The organism is Tardiphaga alba (assembly GCF_018279705.1).
GTDB classification, from domain to species: Bacteria; Pseudomonadota; Alphaproteobacteria; order Rhizobiales; family Xanthobacteraceae; genus Tardiphaga; species Tardiphaga alba.
This window is the reverse complement of record NZ_CP036498.1, coordinates 2,147,684-2,171,400: the sequence shown is the minus strand read 5'-3', so window position 1 is coordinate 2,171,400 and position 23,717 is coordinate 2,147,684. Positions and strand designations below refer to the sequence as shown.

Here is a 23,717-nt window from a genome sequence, read left to right as displayed (position 1 = left end):
GTAATTTTAGACGAAGTCTTTGAAAGAATGAACGGAAATACCCCATATGCCGGCGTGACGGTGGATAAGGCGGACACCCGCCCGATCCTGCTCATCCCGTATATGTGGATCGGTGATTTCGTCCGCGGCCACACGGTGGTGCGGGTGTTGAAACAGCGCTGGCCCAACCGCCCCATCGATATCCTGGTGACGAAACTGGTCGCACCGCTGGTGGATTACATGCCTGGGGTGCGGAGCGGGATCGTCTGGGACCTCCCCCGACGACAGCTGGCGCTCACCAAACAGTGGGAACTCGCAGCGCTTCTTCGTGAACGGAACTACGGCACGGCCCTCGTCATGCCGCGGACCTGGAAATCCGCCCTCGCCCCCGCCTTGGCGGGCATCCCCGAACGCGTCGGCTTTGTCGGCGAGGTGCGGTTCGGCCTCCTCAATGACTGGCGCTGGGGCGAGAAGAAGCTCGCACGCATGATCGACCGCAAATGCGCGTTGGCGCTGCCGCCCGACACAGATCTGCCGACCGAATGGCCCGTTCCGGACTTCCGGGTGCCGGCCGACGAGATCGCACGCTGGCGGCAGGCTAACAATCTCGGCAACGGTCCGGCGGTCGCACTCGGCCCGGGCTCGGTCGGCTCGTCGAAGCGCTGGACCTATTATCCCGAGGCGGCAAAGCTGCTGGTGGAACGCGGCTACGATGTTTGGGTCATCGGCGGCCCCGGCGAGAAAGACCTCGCCAATGAGATCATCGCCGCCGCGGGCCCCAAAGCGCGCGACCTGACCACCAACGACCTGCGCAATGGCGTGATCGGCATGGCCGCCGCCAAGGCAGCCGTGGCCAATGATTCCGGCCTGATGCATATCTCCGCCGCAGTCGGCACGCCGACCATCGGGATTTTCGGTCCGACCAGTCCGCAATTGTGGGGCCCGCTCAATCCGCTCGCCGCCACCGTGCAGACCAAAACCGTCGTGCCTTGTCAGCCCTGCCACACGCCGATCTGCCATATGAACAATCACGCCTGCATGCGCGACATCCCGGCGCGTGACGTGGCCGACATCATCGAGGGTGTCATGGCGAAAGCCGCAGCCGACAGCTTGCTCTCATGACATCGATCAAGCAGCCGAAGCCCGCCGCGATTCTCGATCGCGATGGCGTGCTGAATTACGACGACAACTATGTCGGTCATCCCGAAAAAATCCGCTGGATGCCGAATGCGGCGAAAGCCGTGAAGCGGCTCAACGACGCCGGCTATCACGTCTTCGTCTTCACCAATCAATCCGGCGTCGCGCGCGGCTATTTCACCGAAGCCGAGCTGAATACCCTGCTCGACTGGATGCGCAGCGAACTCGCGAAGGACGGCGCACGCATCGACGACGTGCGCTACTGCCCGCATCATCCGAGCGGCACGGTCGAAGGCTATCTCGAAGATCACCCGTGGCGGAAACCGAAGCCCGGCATGATCCTCGACCTGATGCAGCACTGGCCGGTGATCACAAAAGGCAGTTTTGTCATCGGCGACCGCGACAGCGATATCGAAGCAGCCACGGCAGCCCATCTCCCCGGCTTCCTGTTCGCCGGCGGCGACCTCGATGCCTTCGTGGCCGATATCCTGAAAGGTCAGATCAGCCTGCGATAGACCGCAGCGATGTTGCGGGCTTCGGCGTCCAGGCTGAATCGTTCCAGTACGCGCTGGCGGCCGCGCTGGCCCATGGCGGCCGCAGCATCCGGATCGCGCATCAATGGCTCCAGCGCATTTGCGAGAGCGTCGGCATCGCCGGTCGGGACCAGCGTTCCGGTCACGCCTTGCTCCACCGCCAGTTCGGCAGCACCGGCGCGCGTGGCGACGAGGGCGGCGCCCACCGACATGGCTTCGATGAGCGTGAGGCCAAAGCCTTCGTTGCGGGACGTGAATGCGTAGATCGTCAGGCGACGATACCAGCGCTCGACCTCTTCGATCGGCAATTCGCCGGTGATGAGGATGCGATCCTGCAGACCGGCATCAGCGATCTTCTTGCGTAACTCGTTGGCGAATCCGATCTGGTCCGGCGTGATTGCGCCAACGATCACCGCCGAAAAATCGGGATAGCGCGGCAGCAAGGCACACATGGCATCGACGAACAGATCGGTCCCCTTCTGCGCGCGCACGCGGCCGAAGCAACCGATCGCGTAACGGCCCGGCAGCTTTGCTTCGGCGAAGGCTGCGGCACGATCAGCTGGAGGCACATAGCGCTCGGTATCGACGCCATGCGTCACCACCGTCGCGTCACGCTTGAGATAGGAGGCCGAAACATCCGACGTGGCGATGATTGCGTCCATGCGGCGGATCAGCCAGCGCGTGATCCAGCTGTGATGGCGCTGCGCCGCCGATGTGAACAGCAGCTTCAGCGGCCAGCCGAGCGCGCGGAGCAAAACACCGACGATCATTTCGTTGTTGCGCCGCGCATGCCAGATCACCGGCGCGCGTCGCATCCACAATGACAGCAATTCGCCGACGCCCATGCGCCGGATTCCGTCGGGCGCATCGGAGCCGAGCCATGCGGCATCGATCATCCCGGCAATCTTCGGTGCCACCATCCGGTTGGTCGCTGTCACACCGGAGTAGCGCCAATGCAGATTTGTGATGATCACCTGCAATTTTCCGGCTGTTTTGTCCGCAATCGGCACAGAGCACTCCATCTCGACACAGTTCCTATACGCAACATTAAGCATAGAGACCAGTAACCCCACGCCGAAACCCACTCTTCACCGCAGACGGTCTAGCGTCTCTCAAAAGTGGGAGAGTGGATCAATCCAATGACGGTTCTGGTCACCGGCGGTGCCGGCTATATCGGAAGTCACATGGTGCATGCGCTGGTCGAGGCCGGCGAGAGCGTCGTTGTCATCGACAATCTGTCCACCGGCTTCTCCACCTATCTGCCCGAAGGCGTTCCGCTGTTCATCGGCGATGTCGCCGACGAGAATCTCGTCGAGGGCGTGATCAACGCCCATGGCATTGATGCCATCATTCATTTCGCCGGCTCCGTCGTCGTGCCGGAATCCATGCGCGATCCGCTTGCCTACTATCGCAACAACACCGCGACCTCGCGCAACCTGCTCAATGCAGCCGTGAAATGCGGCGTGAAGCGCTTCATCTTTTCGTCCACCGCCGCCGTTTACGGCAATCCGGACATCACCCCCGTTGCCGAAGAAGCGCCGACGCGGCCGCTGTCGCCTTACGGTTCATCGAAGCTGATGACCGAGATCATGTTGCATGACATTGCGCCGGCCTATGGCATGGAATTCGTCGTGCTGCGCTACTTCAACGTCGCCGGCGCCGATCCGCAGGGCCGGACCGGCCTTGCCACCATGGGCGCGACGCATCTGCTCAAGATCGCCGTCGAGGCCGCCACCGGCCAGCGCAACAAGATCGACGTCTACGGCACTGATTATCCGACACCGGACGGAAGCTGCATCCGCGACTTCATTCATGTCAGCGACCTCGTGCAGGCGCACCGCGCCGCGCTCGCTTATCTGCGCGAAGGCGGAACCTCCACAACGCTGAATTGCGGCTATGGCCGCGGCTATTCCGTGCTGGAAACCATCGAAGCCGTCCGCCGCGCCTCCGGCCGCAATTTCGCCGTCCAATATGCCCCGCGGCGCGACGGCGACATCATGACCATGATCGCCGACACGTCACGTATCCGCGCCACCCTTAACTGGACACCGCAATACGACGACCTGGAAACCATCGCCCGCCACGCGCTCGCCTGGGAGGAGAAACTCGCCCGAGAGCGCTTCGGGGTCGAACTGATGGCGAAATCGGCCTGATTCCGGCAGGTGCCTCGGTTCGAGCAACGGGTTAACAAAGTCCTGACAAGCCCGAATTTGGCTTGAAAATCTGCGCTTTAACGGGCAATCAGGCGGCTGTTTCGCAACGCGAATGGGCCCCTGGCAAGCTCCTGCCTGGCCGCCTCTGGACCGCGGATGGCCAAAGTTACACGCAAAGTCACTGACGACCCCTATGGCGCCTGGGCGCTGATCCGCCGGCTGATCACCGAGCAGGCCGCCACCTATTGGCGCGGCTACCTCGCCGCCTTCCTGCTGATGGCCGTCTCGGCCGGCGCCACCGCGTCCTCCGCCTATATGCTGGGCGAGGTCATCAACCAGGCCTATGTGGACCGGAGCATCGAGCGCATCGCGCTGTTCTCCGGCTTCGTGGTCCTCATTTTCCTGGCCAAGGGTGCTGCCACCTATGGCCATACGGTGATCCTGTCCAAGATCTCCAACGCCATCGTCGCCAACAACCAGCGCCGGCTGTTCGCCAAGCTTATGAGCGAGAGCATCGGCTTCTTCTCGGAGCGCCATTCGTCCGAATTCCTGCAGCGCCTCACCGCCGGCGCCAATTCGGTGACGCAGGTGCTGAACCTGCTGATCAACGCGGTCGGCCGCGATCTGCTGTCGCTGATCGCGCTGGTCAGCGTGATGGTGATGCAGGATCCCTATATGGCGATCACCGGCTTCCTGGTGGCGCCACCCGCGATCCTGGTGCTGCGCAAGCTCGTCCGCCGCATCAAGGGTCTCGCGCGAAATCAGTTCACCGGCACGACCGAGATTCTCGAAGTCATGCAGGAATCGCTGCAGGGCATCCGCACGGTCAAGGCCTTCACGCTCGAGCAGACGATGCAGGCCCGCATGGAAGCCAGCATCACCTCCGTCGAGCAGAACGCCAACAAGATGGCGCGCGTCTCCAGCCGTTCGTCGCCGCTGATGGAAACCCTTGGCGGCTTCGCCATTGCCGGCGCGCTGATGTATGGCGGCTACCGCGTGGTCGAGATGGGCGCGACGCCCGGCCAGTTCTTCTCGTTCATCACTGCATTCCTGCTCGCTTATGAGCCGGCCAAGCGGCTTGCGCGCTTGAATATCGACCTCAACAGCCAGCTGATCGGCGCGCACACGCTGCTGGAGATCGTCGATAGCCCCGCCACCGAGCCCAATGACGACCACAAGCCGGCGCTGAAACTCAATGACGCCCGCGTCGAGCTGCGCGACGTCACCTTCCGCTATCGCCCCGGCGAGATCGTGCTCAACCGCATGAGCTTCACAGCCGAGCCCGGCAAGATGACCGCGCTGGTCGGCCCTTCCGGCGGCGGCAAGTCCACCGTGCTGGCGCTGCTGCTGCGCATGTACGAAGTCTCCGAAGGCCAGATCATCATCGACGGCCAGAACACCGCCGACGTCTCCCGCCGCTCGCTGCGCGGCCAGACCGCTTATGTCGGCCAGGACGTCTACATGTTCCGGGGCACCATTCGCGACAACATCGCCTTCGGTCGGCCGGGCGCCACCGAGGACGACATCGTCGCCGCGGCCCGGGCTGCCTGCGCCCATGATTTCATCCTCAGCTTCCCGCTCGGCTATAACACGCCGGTGGGCGAGCATGGCACCACGCTCTCAGGCGGCCAGCGCCAGCGCATCGCCATCGCCCGCGCGCTGGTGAAGAATGCGCCGCTGATCCTGCTGGATGAGGCAACCGCAGCGCTCGATTCCGAATCCGAAAAATCGGTGCAGGAAGCCATCGAGCATCTCTGCCAGAACCGCACCACCATCGTCATTGCGCATCGCCTGCACACCATCATGCATGCCGATGCGATCCTGGTGGTGGAAGGTGGCGAGATCGTCGAGCGCGGCCGCCACGATGACCTGCTGCGCCAAGATGGCCGCTATGCGTCCTTCTTCCGCCTGCAGCATCGCGAGGCCTCCCCGCTGGCGCCGCTCGACGCATCGGCGTAAGAACTTTCACCGGCCGCCTCGCGGCGGATCAACGTCACTTGCAACCAGTCTGAGATCAACTTCATGACCGCTTCCTACGTGATCCCACAGCCGCCGCAGGCCGCCATTGCCGTCCAGGGCGAGACTGCCAAATTCCCGGTCCGCCGCGTCTGGTGCGTCGGCCGCAATTATCTCGAACACATCCGCGAGCTCGGCAATGACGAGCGCAACCCTCCCTTCTTCTTCGCCAAGCATGCCGACATGGCGGTGGCCGATGGCAGCGTGATCCCCTACCCGACCCTGACCAAGGACATGCAGCACGAGGTCGAGCTACTGGTGGCGCTGAAGAGCGGTGGCCTCAACATCTCGCCCGAGCAGGCGCTCGATCACGTCTGGGGCTACGGCGTCAGCGTCGATCTCACCCGCCGCGACCTGCAGACCATTTCGCGCAAGAAAGAGCAGCCCTGGGAGATCGGCAAGTCGTTCGACATGTCGGCACCCACCGGCGCGCTGATCCCGGCTTCGAAGTCCGGCCATCCGTCCAAGGGCAAGATCTGGCTGTCGGTGAACGGCACCGAACGCCAGAAGGGCGACCTGTCGGAAATGATCTGGAATATCGCCGAGATCATCTCGAAACTGTCGCTGCAGGTCGAACTCGGCGCCGGCGACGTCATCCTCACCGGCACGCCTGCGGGCGTGGCTGCGCTCAATCCCGGCGACAAGGTCACCTGCGGCGTGGACGGTATCGGCACCTTGAACTTCGCGATCAGCGAACCCAAGTAAGCGCCAGCAAAGCTGGACGAGAAAAATCAAAAGGCCGCGCATCCTGCGCGGCCTTTGTCGTTTTCAGCCCGGGATACATCACATGACACTCGAACTCGGTCTCGACACGTTCGGCGACGTCACGCGCGGCGCCGACGGCCAGATGCTGTCGCATGCCCAGGTCATCCGTAACGTCATCGACGAAGCTGTTCTCGCCGATCAGCTTGGTGTCGATTTCTTCGGCGTCGGCGAACATCACCGCGCGGATTTTGCGGTGTCCGCACCGGAAGTCGTGCTTGCGGCGATCGCTGCGCGTACTAAGCGCATCCGTCTCGGATCGGCCGTGACGGTGCTGAGCTCCGACGATCCGATCCGCGTCTTCCAGCGCTTTGCGACAGTTGATGCCGCATCCAATGGCCGTGCCGAAGTGATCCTCGGCCGGGGCTCGTTCACCGAGTCCTTCCCGCTGTTTGGATTCAAGCTCGAGGATTACGAGACCCTGTTTGAGGACAAGCTGGATCTGTTTGCGGAGCTGGTGAACAGCGAGGACGTCACCTGGAGCGGCACCACGCGCCCTCCGCTCACCCATCAGCGCGTCTATCCGCCCATCGAGACCGGCAACCTCACCACATGGATCGGCGTCGGCGGCAGCCCGCAATCCGTGGTGCGCGCGGTACGCTACGACATGCCCTTGATGCTCGCCATCATCGGCGGCGATCCCAAGCGCTTCAAACCCTATGTCGATCTCTATCACCGCGCCTATGCCGAGATTAAACGCCCGGTGAAACCTATTGGCGTGCATTCACCCGGCTATATCGCAGCCACCGACGAACAGGCGCGCGAGGACATCTGGGGCGACTACAAGCAGATGCGCGACCGCATCGGCAAGGAGCGCGGCTGGCCGCCGATGGAACGCCGCGAATTCGATCAGGAAGTCGATCACGGCTCGCTCTATGTCGGTTCGCCCGAGACCGTGGCGAAGAAAATCGCGAAGACGGCAAAGGCGCTCGGCCTCTCGCGCTTCGACATGAAATACAGCGCCGGCCCGCTGCCGCATGAGAAGCTGATGAGCTGCATCGAGCTGTACGGGACCAAGGTGATCCCGATGGTGCGGGAGATGCTGAAGTAACGCATTTCCTTGTCGTCGCCCGGCCTGACCGGGCGATCCAGTAAACACCGAATCTGCAGTGTGTACTGGGTCACCCGGTCAAGCCGGGTGACGACAATGGAGAGCATCAAAACAAAAAGCCCCGGATCGCTCCGGGGCTTTTCTTATTCAGCTCTCGCCGAACTCAGTAGCGGTAGTGCTCGGCCTTGAACGGGCCTTCCTGCTTCACGCCGATATAGGCGGCCTGCTCGTTGCTGAGCGTGCTGAGCTTGACGCCGATCTTGGCGAGATGCAGGCGCGCGACCTTCTCGTCGAGCGACTTCGGCAGCACGTACACTTCCTTCTTGTACTTGCTGTCCTTGTTGTTGGCGTAGAGTTCGATCTGCGCCAGCGTCTGGTTGGTGAAGGACGCCGACATCACGAAGGACGGGTGACCGGTCGCGTTGCCGAGATTCACAAGGCGGCCTTCCGACAGCAGGATCATACGCTTGCCGTCGGCGAAGGTGATCTCGTCGACCTGCGGCTTGATGTTGTCCCACTTCAGGTTCTTCAGCGCACCGACCTGGATCTCGTTGTCGAAGTGGCCGATGTTGCAGACGATGGCACGATCCTTCATCGCGCGCATGTGCTCGATGGTGATGATGTCCTTGTTGCCCGTCGCGGTGACGAAGATGTCGGCGCGCGGCGCGGCGTCTTCCATGGTCACGACTTCATAGCCTTCCATCGCCGCCTGCAATGCGCAGATCGGATCGATTTCGGACACCAGCACGCGGCAGCCGGCCTGGCGCAGCGAGGCGGCCGAGCCCTTGCCGACGTCACCGAAGCCGGCGACCATGGCGACCTTGCCCGACATCATGACGTCGGTGCCGCGGCGGATGCCGTCCACCAGCGATTCACGGCAACCATAGAGGTTGTCGAACTTCGACTTGGTGACGCTGTCGTTGACGTTGATGGCGGGCCACAGCAGCGTGCCAGCCTTCTGCATGTCGTACAGACGATGCACGCCCGTGGTGGTTTCTTCCGACACGCCCTTGATCGAGTCGGCGATCGCCTTGAAGTAGCCCTTCGGCTTTTCCTTGAGCTGCTTCTTCAGCAGCGCGAAGAACACTTCCTCTTCTTCCGAACCCGGCTTGTCGAGGAAGGCGGTGTCGCCGTTCTCGGCGCGCAGGCCGAGATGGACATACATGGTGGCATCGCCGCCGTCGTCGAGGATCATGTTCGGGTGGCCACCGCCATGCCAGTCGAACAGCTTGGCGGTGTAGTCCCAGTAATCCTTCAGCGTTTCACCCTTGACGGCGAACACCGGAATGCCGGCAGCGGCGATCGCGGCGGCGGCGTGGTCCTGGGTCGAATAGATGTTGCACGAGACCCAGCGGATGTCGGCGCCGAGCGCCTTCAGCGTCTCGATCAGCACGCCAGTCTGAATGGTCATGTGCAGGGAGCCGGCGATGCGCGCGCCCTTCAGCGGCTGCTTCGGGCCGAATTCTTCACGGGTGGCCATCAGGCCCGGCATTTCGGTCTCGGCGATCGAGAGCTCCTTGCGGCCGAAATCGGCGAGCGAAATGTCCTTGACGATGTAGTCGGTGAAACCGGCGGGTGCGGCCATGGGGGATGTCCTTGTTTGAAGCGCCATCGAGGCGCTGGAAATGTTTCTCACCGTCATGGCCGGGCTTGTCCCGGCCATCCACGTCTTTCAGGTGCATGTAGTTAAGGCGTGGGTGCCCGGGACAAGCCCGGGCATGACGTCACGCGTGGCTTAAACGTTGCGCTTCAGCGCATCGACGAGGTCGGTCTTCTCCCAGGAGAAGCCGCCATCCGCATCGGGCGTACGGCCGAAGTGGCCGTAAGCGGCGGTGCGGGCATAGATCGGCTTGTTGAGGTCGAGATGCTTGCGGATGCCACGCGGGGTGAGATCCATCGAAGCGGCAACGGCCTTCTCAATCTGGTCGTCGGCGACCTTGCCGGTGCCATGGGTGTCCACATAGATCGACAGCGGACGCGCCACGCCGATGGCGTAAGCGAGCTGCAGCGTTGCCTTGTCGGCGAGGCCGGCGGCAACGATGTTCTTGGCCACGTAACGGGCGGCATAGGCAGCCGAACGATCGACCTTGGTCGAATCCTTGCCCGAGAACGCGCCGCCGCCATGCGGAGCCGCGCCACCATAGGTGTCGACGATGATCTTGCGGCCGGTGAGACCTGCGTCGCCATCGGGACCGCCGATGAAGAACTTGCCGGTCGGATTGATGTGCCAGATCGTCTTGTCGGTGATCCAGCCTTCCGGCAGCGCCTTGCGGACGTAAGGCTCGACGCGCTCGCGCACCTGGTTCGAGGTCATGTCCTCGACGAGATGCTGATGCGAGACGACGATCTCGCGCACGCCGACGGGCTTGCCGTTTTCATACTGCACGGTGACCTGGCTCTTGGAGTCCGGGCCGAGCACCTTTTCGGTGCCGGCATGGCGGGCTTCCGAGATCAGGCGCAGGATCTTGTGCGCGTAGAAGATCGGGGCCGGCATCAGCTCCGGGGTCTCATTGGACGCGTAGCCGAACATGATGCCCTGGTCGCCAGCGCCTTCTTCGGCATTGGTCGGCTGCTTGGCATCGACGCCCTGTGCGATATCGGCCGACTGCGGATGCAGCAGGATCTGCACATCGGCCTTCTGCCAGTGGAAGCCGTCCTGCTCGTAACCGATATCCTTGATGGCAGCGCGGACGACGGCTTCGATGTGGTCATTGGTGACGGTCGAGGGGCCGCGGGTTTCGCCGGCGATCACGACCTTGTTGGTGGTGGCAAGGGTTTCGCAAGCAGCGCGAATGTCCCAGGGATCGATGCCTGCCTTCGGGCCTTCGCGGAAGAACAGATCGACGATTTCGTCCGAGATTCGGTCGCAGATCTTGTCCGGATGGCCTTCGGAAACCGATTCACTGGTGAAGAGATAAGACGCGCGCATCAACTAATCCTCTGTGGTTGCGCCGGGGTCGGCAAATGTCTTGAATGTGCTGGAAGTGTTGTTCTGCTCTGTCAGTCGCGACGCCGCGAGATGACGTAGGATTCGTCGTAGAACCAGAGACCGTTGTGCTTGCGCAGAACCTCTCTCGTGGCATCCAGATAACGGCCGCTCTGCGTCACTTCCGTCAAACGGTCATCCTCGATTTGGGCCACATAGACCGCCGCGTTCCAGGCTGCGAATGCCGTCGAGGTTCCGATCGAACCGGTGACCTCGTTCGGCAGCGCCTCCATGGCGTAGCGAAAGATCGACCGCTGGTCGGAATAGGCATTGAAGTTCAGATCGCGGCCGGCGGAGCCCAGCTCGTATTTCACCGCCCGCAATAGCTCATGCCGGGAGACGGCGAAAGGATTTTCTTTGGGCCAGACGGCTTGAACGATCTCCATGCCGGGGTCCTGCCCATGCGAATGGATGCCGATGAGCCGCCCACCGGCCCGCAAGGCGCGCGCCAGCGGCGCGATGATGCGGCGAGCCCGGAATTGGACGGAACTCTTCGCCCGATAGGGTTGGGAGGCGATAATCAGGTCAAAATTGGCCTCGGTACGGCCTGCCCGGGGAATGATCGTGTCGAGCAGGAACCGGTGATCCTCGCGATAGACCACCAATGCGACGGGGCGTTCATAGGTCGGCATGCCCGAACGCGGATTGATGCTGGCGCGCCAGTTGTCCTCTAGAAATGCTCCAAGCCCCGCGATCTGGTCGGCAAATTCGCCGGAGGAACCACCGCGCAGGGGAACCTCGTGCCAGATCATCGCGGCGGCCGCCGCAGGCGATGCGGGGGTCAGCGACGGCGCTTCGGCATAGTGCATATTGGTGAGCACGAAGACCGTGGCGGGATGCTCGAACAGCCGATCCGGGATCTTGTCCAGGGTCAGCCGCGCATCCTCGAGGCTCAGTTCCTTGCCCGCAATATAGAACGGCATATGCGGAAAACGGCCATGCATGGAGCGCATCACGCGTGACAACACGGTGCCGTCGCCGACGCCGGCATCGAACACGCGCAGCGCTGGCGGGCGCGGATGGATATTCGCCAGTTCCAGTGCCACACGATCGGCGATCACCCGTTTTTCCGAGCAGGTATGCACGAAAAGCAGGTATTTCTGCCGGTTTTCGAAGAAACGAAAATTGCTGCGCGGATCGCGGCGCTCGATCGGCGCCTCCAGGCCGGGCGGCGGCGGCACGCCCTCCGGCATCGACTGCGCGATGAAGGCCTGGATGCGCTCCAGCGTATCGATGGTGATGCGCTTGCCCTCGCGCAGGCGCGCGACCAGCTTGCCATCATTCACCGCCCGGCGGCCGAAGGTCGATTCCGCCATCTCGGCCTGGCGGCAGAAATCGGCAATCGTGGCGAGGATCTGGTCGTTTTTCATCTGGCTTTCTTGCGGCAAAACGTATGGCAGACTTGCGGCAGCCAGACGGCGACGAGTGGGCAGATATATATTCTGCCCACTCCTTAGCACGTCCTGCCCACAGGGGAAATAACCCGCCCATGTTCCGAATTGTCGTGTGACAGTCGCCCCGTTTTGTTAAGACGCCGCGGCGTCACTTCCGCTCTCGAGCGTTCCAGACAAGGTTGTTTCCATGCGCATTGCGATGATCGGCACCGGTTATGTTGGCCTCGTCTCGGGGGCCTGTTTTGCCGATTTCGGCCACCAGGTGACCTGCGTGGACAAGGACAACCGCAAGATCGAAGCTCTCGAGCGCGGTGAAATCCCGATCTACGAGCCCGGCCTCGACGCCCTCGTTGCCAGCAATGTGAAATCCGGCCGGCTCTCCTTCGCCACCGATCTCGCCGGCCCCGTCGCGCAGGCCGATGCGGTGTTCATCGCCGTCGGCACCCCGTCCCGCCGTGGCGACGGCCACGCCGACCTCTCCTATGTCCACGCCGCCGCCCGCGAAATCGCGGCGAATGTTCAGGGTTTCACGGTGGTCATCACCAAATCCACCGTTCCGGTCGGCACCGGCGACGAGGTGGAGCGCATCATCAAGGAAGCCAATCCGGCCGCCGATGTCGCCGTCGCCTCGAATCCCGAGTTTTTGCGCGAGGGTGCGGCGATCCGCGATTTCAAGCATCCCGACCGTATCGTGGTCGGCACCGAGGACGAGCGCGCTCAGAAAGTAGTCGCCGAGATCTATCGGCCGCTTTACCTGAACCAGGCGCCGATCATGTATACGGGCCGCCGCACCGCCGAACTGATCAAATACGCAGCCAATGCGTTTCTCGCCACCAAGATCACCTTCATCAATGAAATCGCCGATCTCGCCGAGCGCACCGGCGCCGATGTGCAGGACGTCGCCCGCGGCATCGGCCTCGACAACCGCATCGGTGGTAAGTTTTTGCACGCCGGCCCCGGTTTCGGCGGCTCCTGCTTTCCGAAAGATACGCGCGCGCTGGTGAAAACCGGCCAGGACTATGAAGCCCCGCTGCGCATCGTCGAAGCCGTGCTCTCGGTCAACGACAATCGCAAGCGCGCAATGGCGCGCAAAGTCCAGCACGCCCTAGGCGGCAGCCTCCGCGGCAAAACTGTCGGCGTGCTCGGCCTCACCTTCAAGCCCAACACCGATGACATGCGTGAAGCGCCGTCGATCCCGCTGATCACAGCGCTGCAGGATCTCGGCGCCAGCGTGCAGGCCTACGACCCCGTCGGCATGGAGCAGGCCAAGCCCGAACTGCCCGCCTCCGTCACCTATTGCGACGATGCCTATGCCTGCGCCGATGGCGCAGACGCGCTGGTGATCGTGACCGAGTGGGAGCAATTCCGCGCGCTCGATCTTGCGCAGCTGAAGGCGAAGATGAAGCAGCCGGTGCTGGTCGATCTGCGCAACGTGTATCGGCCGGACGAGATGGAGAAGGCTGGGTTTACATATGAGAGCGTGGGACGCGGACGAGGTTAAGCGCCGCCGTAGCAACCATTAAAGCGCGGGACTTTTGATCCACGGAGTTCCGCGCTGGACGACGGTGTTAGCGTAGACGATGAGCTTCCTGGCACAGGCGATGAGTGCGGCCTGGTGGGCTTTCCCACGGGCCATCAATCGTCGGTAGAGGTCGATCAGAGCCGCATTCCACCGGAATGAAGCCGGCAAAGCGGCCGCGTACAGCGACCGGCGCAGCCGATCGCGCCCGCCGGCAATATGGCGTTGGCCACGGTGCTTGCCGCTGTCGTTATCAAACGGCGCAAGGCCAGCCAAAGCTGCAGCTTCCTCGCGGCTGATCTGGCCGAGCTCAGGCATGCGGATGACGATGGCAAGCGCGGTGCGTTCGCCGATACCGGGAATGCTAAGCACCAAGGCGAGGCGCCGCGCCAGATCATCATGCTGGCGCAGCAGAGCAGCAATCCGCTTGAGTTCGGCCCGGCGCCGCGCCTGCAAACGCGCAATGTCGCGAAGATAAAGACGTCGCTGCTGTGGCTCGCCAATATGCTCGAGGCGGATTTTGAGACGGGCGATGTCCTCCTCAGTCTGCTCAACAAAGGTGAGTTGGCCCGCTAATCCCGTCAGTCTGGCGTCCGGCGCAATATCGCGCGGCTCGGCCTGCGCGGTGTAAGCGGCGATCAGTTCGGCATCGAGAGCGTCATTTTTGGCGCGGCGTAGCCGTGACTTTGCAAAGTTTTTCACCTGTAGCGGTTGCAGCAGCAGAACCACAAAGCCGGCTCCCCGCAAATAGGCAACGACGCCGCTTTCGTAGCCGCCGGTGGCTTCGATTCCGACCTTGTTGACGCCAGCTCCGGCGAGGCGTGACGCCAGATCCCGCCATCCACTGACGCAATTCTCGATCTGCCATCGCTTTGACTGGCCGTGCAGCGCGATATCGAGCTTGTGCTTGGCCGTATCGATACCGGCCACCTGTGTGATAGTCTGTGTCATCTTCCTCGACCCTGCCTTGTGAAAGCGAACCTTGAGTTCCGGCAACCATCCGGGTCCGATGAAGGTGCTGGCGCGATCCCGCTACGAGACAGTCTCAGACGACTCAGGGCGGATACGATCCGATCGCCAGCGCTCTGCCGCGGATTGCACTCCGCGGCAGAGCATTCCTCTCGGAATGGCCTCACAATAACAGGTCGGGCTATTACAAGGGCGGATTAGCCGAAGGTGTAATCCGCCGCGGAGTTGCAATCATGTATTCGGCGGGCAGATTACGCTTCGCTAATCCGCCCTACGGCACGCACATATAAAAATGCCCGGCATGAGCCGGGCATTTGCATCTCGTCAGATCGGGAAACTCACTTCCCCCAAAGCTCGTTTGACACATCCACTGCGAGCTTCAGTTTTGCCCACTGCTCATCCTCGCTGAGGATGTTGCCCTCTTCGGTGGAGGCGAAGCCGCATTGCGGGGAGACGGCAAGTTGCTCGAGCGGTGCGAACTTTGCCGCTTCCTTCATGCGGGCCAGGATGTCTTCCTTCTTTTCCAGCTCGCCGAATTTCGAGGTGATGACGCCGACGACCACGACCTTGTTGCCCTTGGGCAGGAAGCGCAGCGGTTCGAAGCCGCCGGCGCGGTCGCTATCGTATTCCAGGAAGTAGCCGTCGTAATTGGTGCCGGCGAGCAGCGTTTCCGCCACCGGTTCATAGCCGCCCGAGGAAATCCAGGTGGAGCGGAAATTGCCGCGGCACACATGCGTGGTGATCACCATGTCGGCGGGGCGATCGGCGATGGCGTAATTGATGATGCGGGAATAGATCTGCTGCAGATTATCGGCATCCTCGCCGCGGGCGCGCACTTTATTCAGCTCGTCTTCCGAGCAGAGATAGGCCCAGACCGTGTCGTCGAACTGGAGATAGCGGCAGCCCGCATCGTAGAAGGCCTTTACGGCCTTGCGATAGGTCTTGCCGAGATCCTCGAAAAACACGTCGATATCCGGATAGACCTCTTTCGAGATCGCCTTGCGGCCGCCGCGGAAATGCAGCACGGCCGGTGACGGGATCGTCATCTTCGCCGCGACGCCAGCGATATCGGCATGCCGCTTGAGGAAGCGGAAGTGATCGAGCATCGGATGATCGTCGGGGAAATCCAGCTTGCCGATCACGCGCACCGAGTCATGGCGGGTTTCGACACCGGTGAATTGGATGCCGGTGTCGGGGTGATAAAGCTCGCAGCCGGTCAGCTTGGCGAGGAAATCGAAGTGCCACCAGGAGCGCCGGAATTCGCCGTCGGTGGCGAGCTTGAGGCCGACCGATGCCTGACGATGCACCACTTTCTCGATTTCGAGATCCTCGACCTTGCGCAGATCATCGGCGCTGATTTCGCCCTTTTCCAGCTTGGCGCGCGCTTCCTTGATGGAGGCCGGACGCAGAAGGCTGCCGACTTCGTCGGCGCGGAACGGGGCTTTGGTTCTCTGCATGTGATACTCCCAGATGATCAGTTGGCAGATTGATGTTTGTTCTTGTCCCCGCGGCGCCGGCGACACCGAGGAAATGGTCGAGCACGGACGGATCGGCCTTCAGCGTCTCGCTGGCGGCATCATGCACGATCGTGCCGCGCTCCAATATCACGACCCGGTCAGCAAGGCCCAGAATCTTTCGCGCATTCTGTTCCACGATGATGGAACAGATGCCACCGGTGCGTGAGATCTTGCCGATGGCCGACAGCAATTCCTCGACGATGATCGGGGCCAGACCTTCGGTCGGCTCGTCGAGCAGCAGCACTTTCGGGTTCAGCACCAGCGCGCGGCCGACCGCCAGCATCTGCTGCTCGCCGCCCGAAAGCTGATTGCCAAAGTTGTTCTTGCGCTCTTCGAGACGCGGAAACATCTCGTAGACCTTGTTGACGGTCCATTCCCCGGGCTGCGCCACAGCTGTCATGTTCTCTTCCACCGTGAGCGAGCGGAAGATGTTGCGCTCCTGCGGCACCCAGCCGATACCGCCGCGGGCACGCTGGTCGGCGCGCAGCGTGGTGAAATCCCTGGCCCCAACCTTGACCGTGCCGCTAAAGCGGCGCGTCACGCCGACGATGGAATTGATCAAGGTCGTCTTGCCCGTGCCGTTGCGGCCAAGTAGTGCCAGCACCTGGCCTTCGCCGAGCGACAGCGTCATTTTCGGAATGACGACGGCTTCGCCATAGCCGGCGCGGAGATCGGTGATGGCAAGGAGCTCAGACATCGGCGCCCTCGCCCAGATAGACCGCCTTCACCTGCGGATCGCGCGCAACTTCATCGGGCGCGCCTTCCACCAGCATGGCGCCGTTGACCAGCACCGAGATGCGATCGGCAAAGGAGAAGACGAGATCCATATCGTGCTCGATCAGCAGCACCGTGACATCGCGCGGCAGGCTGGCCACTGCAGCCAGAATGTCATGCCGCTCGCTTTCGGGCACGCCGGCGGCGGGCTCGTCCAGCAGCAGCACGCGCGGCTTGGCGGCGATGGCGACCGCGATCTCGAGCAGGCGCTGCTTTCCGTAAGGCAGCGTGACGGTGCGCTCGTTCATCACATCGAGCAGATGGAAGCGCGCGAGGTTCTCCGCGATCTCGTCATTGACGTCGCGGCGCGAGCCCATCAGGCGCCACCAGTCGCCGCCATGGCCGAGGCGTTCGGACACAGCCAAGCCCACGGTCTCGCGCGGCGTGAGATCGGGGTAGAGCTGGTTGATCTGGAAGGTGCGCGACAGGCCGCGCAGCACGCGCTTATGCACGGGCAGGTCGGTGATGTCGGTGCCTTCAAGGTTGATGCGGCCGCTATTCGGCCTCAGCACGCCGGTGAGCAGGTTGATCACCGTGGTCTTACCGGCGCCGTTCGGGCCGATCAGCGCATGGCGCGCGCCAGCCGTGACCTTCAGCGAGAGATCGCGGGTGACGCGCAATCCACCAAAGGACTTTTCGAGATGGGACGTTTCCAGCGCGATGGTCATGCCGCACCGCCTCGCGAAAACTTGCTCGCGATCAGACGCGGCACGAACATCACCCAGCGATGCAGCCGTTCACGGCCGATCAGCACGATGACGACCAGCACGGCGCCGATCCAGAACTGCCAGTATTGCGGCGTGATGGTGGAGAACAGCTCCTGCAGGAGCTTGAAGATGACGGCGCCGATCAGGCCGCCATAGAGATAGCCGGTGCCGCCGATGATCACGACCAGCATCAGGTCGGCCGAGCGCTCGAACGCAAAACCATCGAGGGAGGCAAGCGCGGTGGTCTGCGTAGAGAGCGCGCCGGCGACGCCGGCATAGAAAGCAGCAAGCGTATAGATCGCGATCAGGCGGCGATTGACGGGAATGCCGATGGCGGAGGCACGTAGCGGATTGTTGCGGATCGCCCGCACCGAGAGACCAAACGGCGAATTCACGATGCGCCGCGCGAGCAGGAAAAGGATGAACAGCACGACCAGGCAATAGATGAAACCGACCTTGCCAAAGATGTCGAAGGAGAACAGGCCGAGGATCGGCTGCATCTCGATGCCCTGCAGGCCATCGGAGCCGCCGGTGAGGCCGGAAAACTTGTTGGCGAGTTCGCGCAGCAAGAGCGCGATGCCAAGTGTCACCATCAATCGCGTCAGATCCGATCCGCGCATGACAAGGAAGCTGGTGACGAAACCGAGCAGCATCGCAGCGAGGCCGGCGACAAGCAGCGCCAGCACGGGCTCCTTGATGATGCCATGCAGGGCCAGCAAGCCCGCGCAATAGCCGCCGAAACCGAAGAAGGCGGCATGGCCGAGCGAGACGATGCCGGCATAGCCGAGGATCAGATCGAGCGAGAGCGCGAATAGTGCGAGCCAGGCGATCTCGGTGAGGATGAGATAGCGGTTCGGGAACAGCAGGATGCAGCCCGCTGCCAGCAGCCAGAAGGCGACCTCGGGCGAACGCCAGCGCGCGCTTTCCATGGCGACCGTGGCGACTTCGGGATGGGTGGTGCTATCCGCCTTCATGCCCTCACCTCGCCGCGCTGCGGCCGAACAGGCCGTTGGGACGCCAGAGCAGGATCACGATCATCAGCGTATAGATGACAAAGGCGCCGAGCGTCGGCACGTAATATTTGCCGGCGACGTCGCCGATGCCCAGCAGCAGCGACGCAAAGAATGGCCCGGTGATGCTGGAGGAGCCGCCGACAGTGACGACGATCAGGAAGTAGATCATGAATTTCAGCGGGAAATGCGGATCGAGGCCGAGGATTTCGGCGCCGAGCGCGCCGCCCATGCCGGCGAGACCACAACCGAAGGCAAAAGTGAAAGCAAAAACCTGCGGCACATTGATGCCGAGGCCCGAGGCGGCGCGCGGATCATCCACCGCAGCGCGCAACCGGCTGCCGAAGCGCGTCTTCGACAGGATCAGCTGCAGCGCGATGGTGAGCAATCCGCAGATCACGACGATCATCAGACGGTAGCGGCCGACATGAAGGCCGAACAGATCGATCTGCCCTTGCAGATAGGACGGCAGATTGATGAACATCTGCGACGAGCCCATCACGTAATCAACGCCGGTCACCGCCATGAAGACGAGGCCGATGGAGAACAGCACCTGATCGAGATGGCTGCGATGATAGAGATGGCGATACAACGTGCGCTCCAGCACGGCACCAATCAACGCACTGGCAATGAAGGCCATGGGAAGTGCGGCGAAGAACGGCCAGCCAATGCGATTGACCAGAATGGCGCAGACATAGCCGCCCGCCATGGCGAAGGCGCCATGGGCGAGATTGACGAAATTCATCAGCCCCAGCGTCACCGCCAGCCCGCATGCGAGCACGAACAGCAACATGCCGTAGGCGACGCCGTCGAACAGGATGGTGAGGAGGGTCATTGAATATCGAAACTCTCAATAAGGGCTCGATGATCCCTCCCCCAGGCGGCGAAGCCGCGCAGTGGGGAGGGTGGATTGAAGCGAGCGTTCAGCGAGCTTCAAGACGGGTGGGGTGTCTCCACAAACGCTGACGTCACGTGGGGGAAACCCCACCCGGCGCTACGCGCCACCCTCCCCACTGCGCCGCTGCGCGGCTTGGGGAGGGAAACCATCGGCGTCACTGCAAGACTTACTTCTTCGTCTTGCCCGGATCCTTCACCGCTTCGAACGTCGCGAATTCCACATTATACAGCTCGCCATCCACTTTCTTCACTTCGCGGATATAGATGTTCTGCACGATGTCGCGGGTTTCCGGGTCGATGGAGATCGGGCCGCGCGGGCTTTCCCACTTCATGCCCTTCATCGCCGCGATCAGGCTATCGCCATCGGCCTTGCCACCGGTCTTCTTCAGCGCTTCGTAGATGAGATGGATGCCATCCCAGCCGCCGACGGCCATGAAACCAGGACGCGCGTTGTAGGCCTTCTTGTAGTCGGCCACGAAAGCCTTGTTCATCGCCGAGGGATGCGCGGCCGAATAGAGATGCGCGGTGACGGCGCCGATGGCTGCATCGCCCATGCCGTTGAGCAGATCGTCATCCATGACGTCGCCCGGTCCGATCACCTTGATGCCGGACTTGTCGAGGCCACGCTCGGCATATTGCTTCATGAAGTTGCCGCCCTGCCCGGCCGGTACGAACACGAACACCGCGTCAGGCTTGGCATCCTTCATGCGCTGCAGGAACGGTGCGAAATCCGGATTGGCGAGCGGGACTTTCACTTCCTCGACGATGGCGCCGCCACCGGCGGTGAAGTGCTCCTTGAAGGCCGCGAGCGCATCGTTGCCAGGCGCATAATCGGAGGTGAGCGTCACCACCTTCTTGATGCCGTTCTTCGCGGCCCAGTCACCGATGATCGTGGAAGACTGCGCGAGCGTGAACGAGGTGCGCGCGATATAGGGCGAGCGCTCGGTGATGATCGAGGTGCCCGCAGCCATCACGATCAGCGGCACTTTTGCCTGCGTCGCCAGCGGCGCGGCGGCCAGTGCCGCAGGCGTCACGCCGAAACCGGCGATGATGTTGACCTTCTCGTTGACGATCAGTTCCTGCGCCAGGCGCTTGGTATTGTCCGGCACCGCCGCGTCATCCTTGAGGATGACCTCGACCTTCTTGCCGGCGACGGTGTCGCCGTTCTTCTGCTGGTACAGCTTGATGGCATTGTTGATCTGCTGGCCGGTGGACGCCTGACCGCCCGTCATCGGCACGATCAGGCCGATCTTCACGGCCTCCTGCGCGTTTGCAACCGCGCCCAAAGCGAATACGCCGGCGGCAGCGACCGCGGCAGAAATGAATGTCTTCAGCATGTGTCCTCCTCTGCGTGATGTCGGCTCTTGCGGCCGGAAGATCGTCGTCCCCATACACGTCGGTCCGCGATAACGAAGCCATGTTGACGTGTCAACGGCTGCCTTGACAATGCGCAACGGAGGGGTGAACTGCGTAATTCCGACGCATTGCGGCATGCTGCTAAAGTTCTAGCAGCGTGCTGTGACGCTCTTGTTTTGGGACGTTTCAGAGCATTTCATTTGGCATGACGAAGCCGGTCATCAATCACACGCGATACGTTCCTGCCCTCATCAACTTCCTCGCCAACAAGCTGGCCGGCGGAGCCTCGAGCGCCTACCGACGCGAATTCGGTGTGGGCGTAACCGAATGGCGCATCCTGTCCAAGCTCGCCAGCGAAGACGCGTGCACTGCACAGCAGATCTGCCAGTATTTCGATCTCGACAAGGGACTGGTCAGCCGCACACTGAAATCGCTTTCCGAGAATGGAAGCGTGACCGTGGTCGATCAGGGCGACGGCAAGCGCATCATCGTGATGACCAAGGCTGGCCGTGCATTGCATGACCGCATCATCGAACTGGCGCTGGATCGCGAAGGGGTATTGCTAGATTGCCTGAAGCCGGATGAGGTGGAAGTGCTGATCGACCTGCTGCGGCGGCTTCTGGCACAGACGCCGGCCGTGAATGCGGTACAGGTGCGCAAGCCGGTAACGCAAAGGCGGAAGACCACCGACTGATCGGTGTACCCTCGCGCCAGCAGTGCCGACGTAAAAAATGATGCCGGCCCGCTTCCCCTACCTTCACTTTTCTGCGCACGCGATGTATGTGAGCATTCACTCACCTCTCGACCATGTTGCGTCCGATGCCTTCCACTCGCCGCTTATCAGCCGTTTTCGGCCTAGTCCTGCTGTCCTGCGGCCTGTCCGGCTGCGGATCGATCAGCTCATTCGTGGCGGGTGGCATGGCCGATCTGATCCCGGCATGGGCCGGCGGATTGCCGGCAGACGCACCGCCGCGGCCGGGGACGCCGGAATATGAGGCTTATGCGGCGAAGCAGCGCGAGCAGTCGCAGGGCGACATCGCGCCCGGGCCAGATCCGGCAACATCGCCTTCGGCAAGCGCCATCCACTGACGGCGCCGGCGTCTTACATCAATTGGTGAACACGACCGTCTTCTTACCGTTTAGGATCACGCGATCCTCGAGGTGATAGCGCACGCCGCGCGCGAGCACGCGACGCTCGATGTCGCGGCCCTTGCGGACGAGATCTTCCGGCGAGTCGCGATGGCTGATGCGCTCGACATCCTGCTCGATGATCGGACCTTCATCGAGGTCGCTGGTGACGTAATGCGCGGTTGCGCCGATCAGCTTGACGCCGCGCGCATGGGCCTGGTGATAGGGCCGCGCGCCCTTGAAGCCCGGCAGGAACGAGTGGTGGATGTTGATGCACTTGCCGGACAGTTTTGCCGACATGTCATCCGACAGGATCTGCATGTAGCGCGCGAGCACGACGAGCTCGGACTTGGTCTCCTGCACCAGATTCCAGATCGCGGCTTCCTGCTCGCGCTTGGTTTCCTTGGTGATCGGCAGGTGATGAAACGGAATGTCGCCGAAATCGATGCCGTTATAGGTCTCGCGCGGATGGTTCGATACGATGGCGGTGGGGATCATCTCCAGCTCGCCGGTGCGCCAGCGATAGAGCAGATCGACAAGGCAGTGATCAGACTTCGAGGCCAGGATCATGACGCGGCGCTTGGTGTCCTGATCGCGCATCTGCCAGGCCATCTTGAAGCGCTCGGCAATCGCACCGAAGCCGGTCTGCAGTGACGTGAGATCGACATTCACATCGGCGGCGTTGAACACCACGCGCATGAAGAAGCCGCCCGTCTCGTTGTCGTTGAACTGCTGGGCATCGACGATGTTCTGGCCATTATGGGCGAGAAAGGTCGAAACGGCAGAGACGATGCCGGGGCGATCCGGGCAGGACAGCGTAAGGACAAAATGGTGCGACATGTTGGGCTACTGGCTTGAGATTCAGGGGAAATTTTGCCCTGCTCTACCATCCCGGCTGGCCTTGCGCCAATCCAATTGCGCGCTGCACTATGGCGAGGTTGCCGCGCGATTAACGAAAGGAAGCGGACATGGCTGAGCGACTGGACGGCACCCGCATCCTGATCCTGGAAACCCGCGAAGAGGCGCAATTCTCCAGACTTCTCAAGGAGAAAGGTGCGGACGTGCTGCAATGTCCGATGTTCACCATCGAGGACGTTCCGGACGCCAGGCCGGTGGAGGACTGGATCGCCCGTTTTGTCGCCGATCCCTTCGATGATCTGGTTTTGATGACCGGGGAAGGCTTGCGGCGCATGCTCAAAGTGGTCCGCCGGACTTGCGGCGACGCAGCCTTCGTCGAGGCAGTCGGCAAATCGCGGAGATTCACCCGTGGGCCGAAGCCCGGCAAGGCACTCCGCGAGATCGGCCTCGCTCCGGACGTGACCACGGAGAAGCCGACCTCGGAGGGCATCGCCGAGATGCTGGCGGCATATGATCTCACGGGCCGCAGGGTTGGACTCCAGCTTTATCCGGAGAAGGATCATGCGGCTTTGATCCGCGCCATCGAAGCGCAAGGCGCCGTTGTCGATGCCGTTATCCCCTACATCTACGATTCCAAAGCCGCCGACACCAACATCCTCGCAGCCATCGACGAGATGGAGAGCGCGCGAGTCGATGCGATTGCGCTGACGAGTTCGGGCCAGGTGCGGCGCCTTGTCGATGCCGCGCGTACGCATGGACGCGAGGATCAACTACGTAACGCACTTGCGAAGACGCCGATCGCGTCCGTCGGTCCCGTTGTCTCCGATGAATTGGAGTCTTACGGATTCCGTGCGTCGATCACGCCGGCCGAGGGCGCGTTCTTCATGCGGCCGCTGATCTCCGCCATGTCGGTTGCGCTTGCACGGAATCCTTCAAGCTGACTTGACGCATCGGCTCAGCCCGACATGATG

At 62.3% G+C, this 23,717-nt stretch carries 21 protein-coding genes and 1 pseudogene; 10 read left to right on the top strand and 12 right to left on the bottom strand.

Annotated features, from left to right (window positions below; translation table 11 throughout):
* The first annotated feature begins 27 nt into the window (after positions 1–27).
* Both waaF and RPMA_RS10260 read left to right on the top strand, forming a co-directional pair.
* Complete coding sequence (waaF, locus tag RPMA_RS10265; RefSeq protein WP_211912717.1) at positions 28–1,101, top strand: lipopolysaccharide heptosyltransferase II; 1,074 nt, start codon at positions 28–30, stop codon at positions 1,099–1,101.
* A complete protein-coding gene (locus RPMA_RS10260) occupies positions 1,098–1,631 on the top strand; it encodes a D-glycero-alpha-D-manno-heptose-1,7-bisphosphate 7-phosphatase (protein ID WP_211912716.1) in 534 nt (177 codons plus the stop codon). The genes waaF and RPMA_RS10260 overlap by 4 nt, the downstream gene beginning before the upstream one ends.
* Here the strand turns inward: RPMA_RS10260 and RPMA_RS10255 are convergent.
* Complete coding sequence (locus tag RPMA_RS10255) at positions 1,613–2,671, bottom strand: glycosyltransferase family 4 protein (RefSeq protein ID WP_249225618.1); 1,059 nt, start codon at positions 2,669–2,671, stop codon at positions 1,613–1,615. The genes RPMA_RS10260 and RPMA_RS10255 overlap by 19 nt on opposite strands.
* Before the next feature lie 117 nt (positions 2,672–2,788).
* Between RPMA_RS10255 and galE the strand changes: the two genes are divergently transcribed.
* From galE to RPMA_RS10235, 4 genes are all read left to right on the top strand, one after another.
* Positions 2,789–3,802: a UDP-glucose 4-epimerase GalE gene (galE, locus tag RPMA_RS10250; protein ID WP_211912714.1), complete on the top strand. Its 1,014-nt coding sequence runs from the start codon at positions 2,789–2,791 to the stop codon at positions 3,800–3,802.
* 156 nt (positions 3,803–3,958) lie between these two features.
* Positions 3,959–5,761 (top strand): ABC transporter ATP-binding protein, encoded by a 1,803-nt coding sequence (locus tag RPMA_RS10245; protein ID WP_211912713.1) that lies wholly within the window; start codon positions 3,959–3,961, stop codon positions 5,759–5,761.
* 63 nt (positions 5,762–5,824) lie between these two features.
* The gene (locus RPMA_RS10240) at positions 5,825–6,523 is read left to right on the top strand and encodes a fumarylacetoacetate hydrolase family protein (RefSeq protein WP_211912712.1); all 699 of its coding nucleotides are present in this window, start codon (positions 5,825–5,827) and stop codon (positions 6,521–6,523) included.
* An 82-nt stretch (positions 6,524–6,605) separates the two neighbouring features.
* Complete coding sequence (locus RPMA_RS10235; protein ID WP_211912711.1) at positions 6,606–7,631, top strand: LLM class flavin-dependent oxidoreductase; 1,026 nt, start codon at positions 6,606–6,608, stop codon at positions 7,629–7,631.
* A 163-nt stretch (positions 7,632–7,794) separates the two neighbouring features.
* Here the strand turns inward: RPMA_RS10235 and ahcY are convergent, their stop codons facing one another.
* The 3 genes from ahcY to RPMA_RS10220 all read right to left on the bottom strand — a co-directional run bounded on the left by ahcY (position 7,795) and on the right by RPMA_RS10220 (position 11,987).
* Complete coding sequence (gene ahcY / locus RPMA_RS10230) at positions 7,795–9,216, bottom strand: adenosylhomocysteinase (RefSeq protein ID WP_211912710.1); 1,422 nt, start codon at positions 9,214–9,216, stop codon at positions 7,795–7,797.
* A 150-nt stretch (positions 9,217–9,366) separates the two neighbouring features.
* Entirely contained in the window at positions 9,367–10,560 is a 1,194-nt protein-coding gene (metK, locus tag RPMA_RS10225; protein ID WP_211912709.1) for a methionine adenosyltransferase, read from the bottom strand.
* 71 nt (positions 10,561–10,631) lie between these two features.
* Positions 10,632–11,987 carry a hypothetical protein gene (locus tag RPMA_RS10220; protein WP_211913597.1) on the bottom strand — a complete coding sequence of 452 codons (1,356 nt, stop codon included), beginning with the start codon at positions 11,985–11,987 and terminating at the stop codon, positions 10,632–10,634.
* Between the two features lie 211 nt (positions 11,988–12,198).
* On the opposite strand from RPMA_RS10220, the gene RPMA_RS10215 reads away from it, so the two are divergent.
* Complete coding sequence (locus RPMA_RS10215; RefSeq protein WP_211912708.1) at positions 12,199–13,512, top strand: UDP-glucose dehydrogenase family protein; 1,314 nt, start codon at positions 12,199–12,201, stop codon at positions 13,510–13,512.
* Between the two features lie 18 nt (positions 13,513–13,530).
* Here RPMA_RS10215 and RPMA_RS10210 read toward each other — a convergent pair whose 3' ends face one another.
* The 7 genes and pseudogenes from RPMA_RS10210 to RPMA_RS10180 all read right to left on the bottom strand — a co-directional run bounded on the left by RPMA_RS10210 (position 13,531) and on the right by RPMA_RS10180 (position 20,741).
* Positions 13,531–14,526, bottom strand: coding sequence for an IS110 family RNA-guided transposase (locus RPMA_RS10210; protein WP_249225295.1), 996 nt, complete (start codon positions 14,524–14,526; stop codon positions 13,531–13,533).
* A 311-nt stretch (positions 14,527–14,837) separates the two neighbouring features.
* Positions 14,838–15,956, bottom strand: a complete 1,119-nt coding sequence (locus RPMA_RS10205; RefSeq protein WP_211912707.1) for a cobalamin-independent methionine synthase II family protein — start codon at positions 15,954–15,956, stop codon at positions 14,838–14,840.
* 49 nt (positions 15,957–16,005) lie between these two features.
* A pseudogene (locus RPMA_RS10200) lies at positions 16,006–16,713 on the bottom strand (ABC transporter ATP-binding protein); the annotation flags it as partial.
* A complete protein-coding gene (locus tag RPMA_RS10195) occupies positions 16,706–17,458 on the bottom strand; it encodes an ABC transporter ATP-binding protein (RefSeq protein ID WP_211912705.1) in 753 nt (250 codons plus the stop codon). The gene RPMA_RS10195 and the pseudogene RPMA_RS10200, both read right to left, overlap by 8 nt.
* Positions 17,455–18,471 carry a branched-chain amino acid ABC transporter permease gene (locus RPMA_RS10190; RefSeq protein WP_408056520.1) on the bottom strand — a complete coding sequence of 339 codons (1,017 nt, stop codon included), beginning with the start codon at positions 18,469–18,471 and terminating at the stop codon, positions 17,455–17,457. The genes RPMA_RS10195 and RPMA_RS10190 overlap by 4 nt, the downstream gene beginning before the upstream one ends.
* A gap of 4 nt (positions 18,472–18,475) precedes the next feature.
* Positions 18,476–19,342, bottom strand: coding sequence for a branched-chain amino acid ABC transporter permease (locus RPMA_RS10185; protein ID WP_211912704.1), 867 nt, complete (start codon positions 19,340–19,342; stop codon positions 18,476–18,478).
* A 229-nt stretch (positions 19,343–19,571) separates the two neighbouring features.
* The gene (locus tag RPMA_RS10180; protein ID WP_211912703.1) at positions 19,572–20,741 is read right to left on the bottom strand and encodes an ABC transporter substrate-binding protein; all 1,170 of its coding nucleotides are present in this window, start codon (positions 20,739–20,741) and stop codon (positions 19,572–19,574) included.
* Positions 20,742–20,965: 224 nt separating this feature from the next.
* Here RPMA_RS10180 and RPMA_RS10175 point away from each other — a divergent pair, with 224 nt between their 5' ends.
* Positions 20,966–21,454: a MarR family winged helix-turn-helix transcriptional regulator gene (locus RPMA_RS10175; protein WP_211912702.1), complete on the top strand. Its 489-nt coding sequence runs from the start codon at positions 20,966–20,968 to the stop codon at positions 21,452–21,454.
* 224 nt (positions 21,455–21,678) lie between these two features.
* A complete protein-coding gene (locus RPMA_RS10170) occupies positions 21,679–21,849 on the top strand; it encodes a hypothetical protein (RefSeq protein WP_211912701.1) in 171 nt (56 codons plus the stop codon).
* 18 nt (positions 21,850–21,867) lie between these two features.
* On the opposite strand, the gene purU is transcribed toward RPMA_RS10170, so the two are convergent.
* Positions 21,868–22,728, bottom strand: a complete 861-nt coding sequence (purU, locus tag RPMA_RS10165; protein ID WP_211912700.1) for a formyltetrahydrofolate deformylase — start codon at positions 22,726–22,728, stop codon at positions 21,868–21,870.
* Between the two features lie 128 nt (positions 22,729–22,856).
* On the opposite strand from purU, the gene RPMA_RS10160 reads away from it, so the two are divergent.
* On the top strand, positions 22,857–23,687 hold the full coding sequence (locus tag RPMA_RS10160; RefSeq protein WP_211912699.1) for a uroporphyrinogen-III synthase: 831 nt from the start codon (positions 22,857–22,859) through the stop codon (positions 23,685–23,687).
* Positions 23,688–23,717 lie beyond the last annotated feature (30 nt).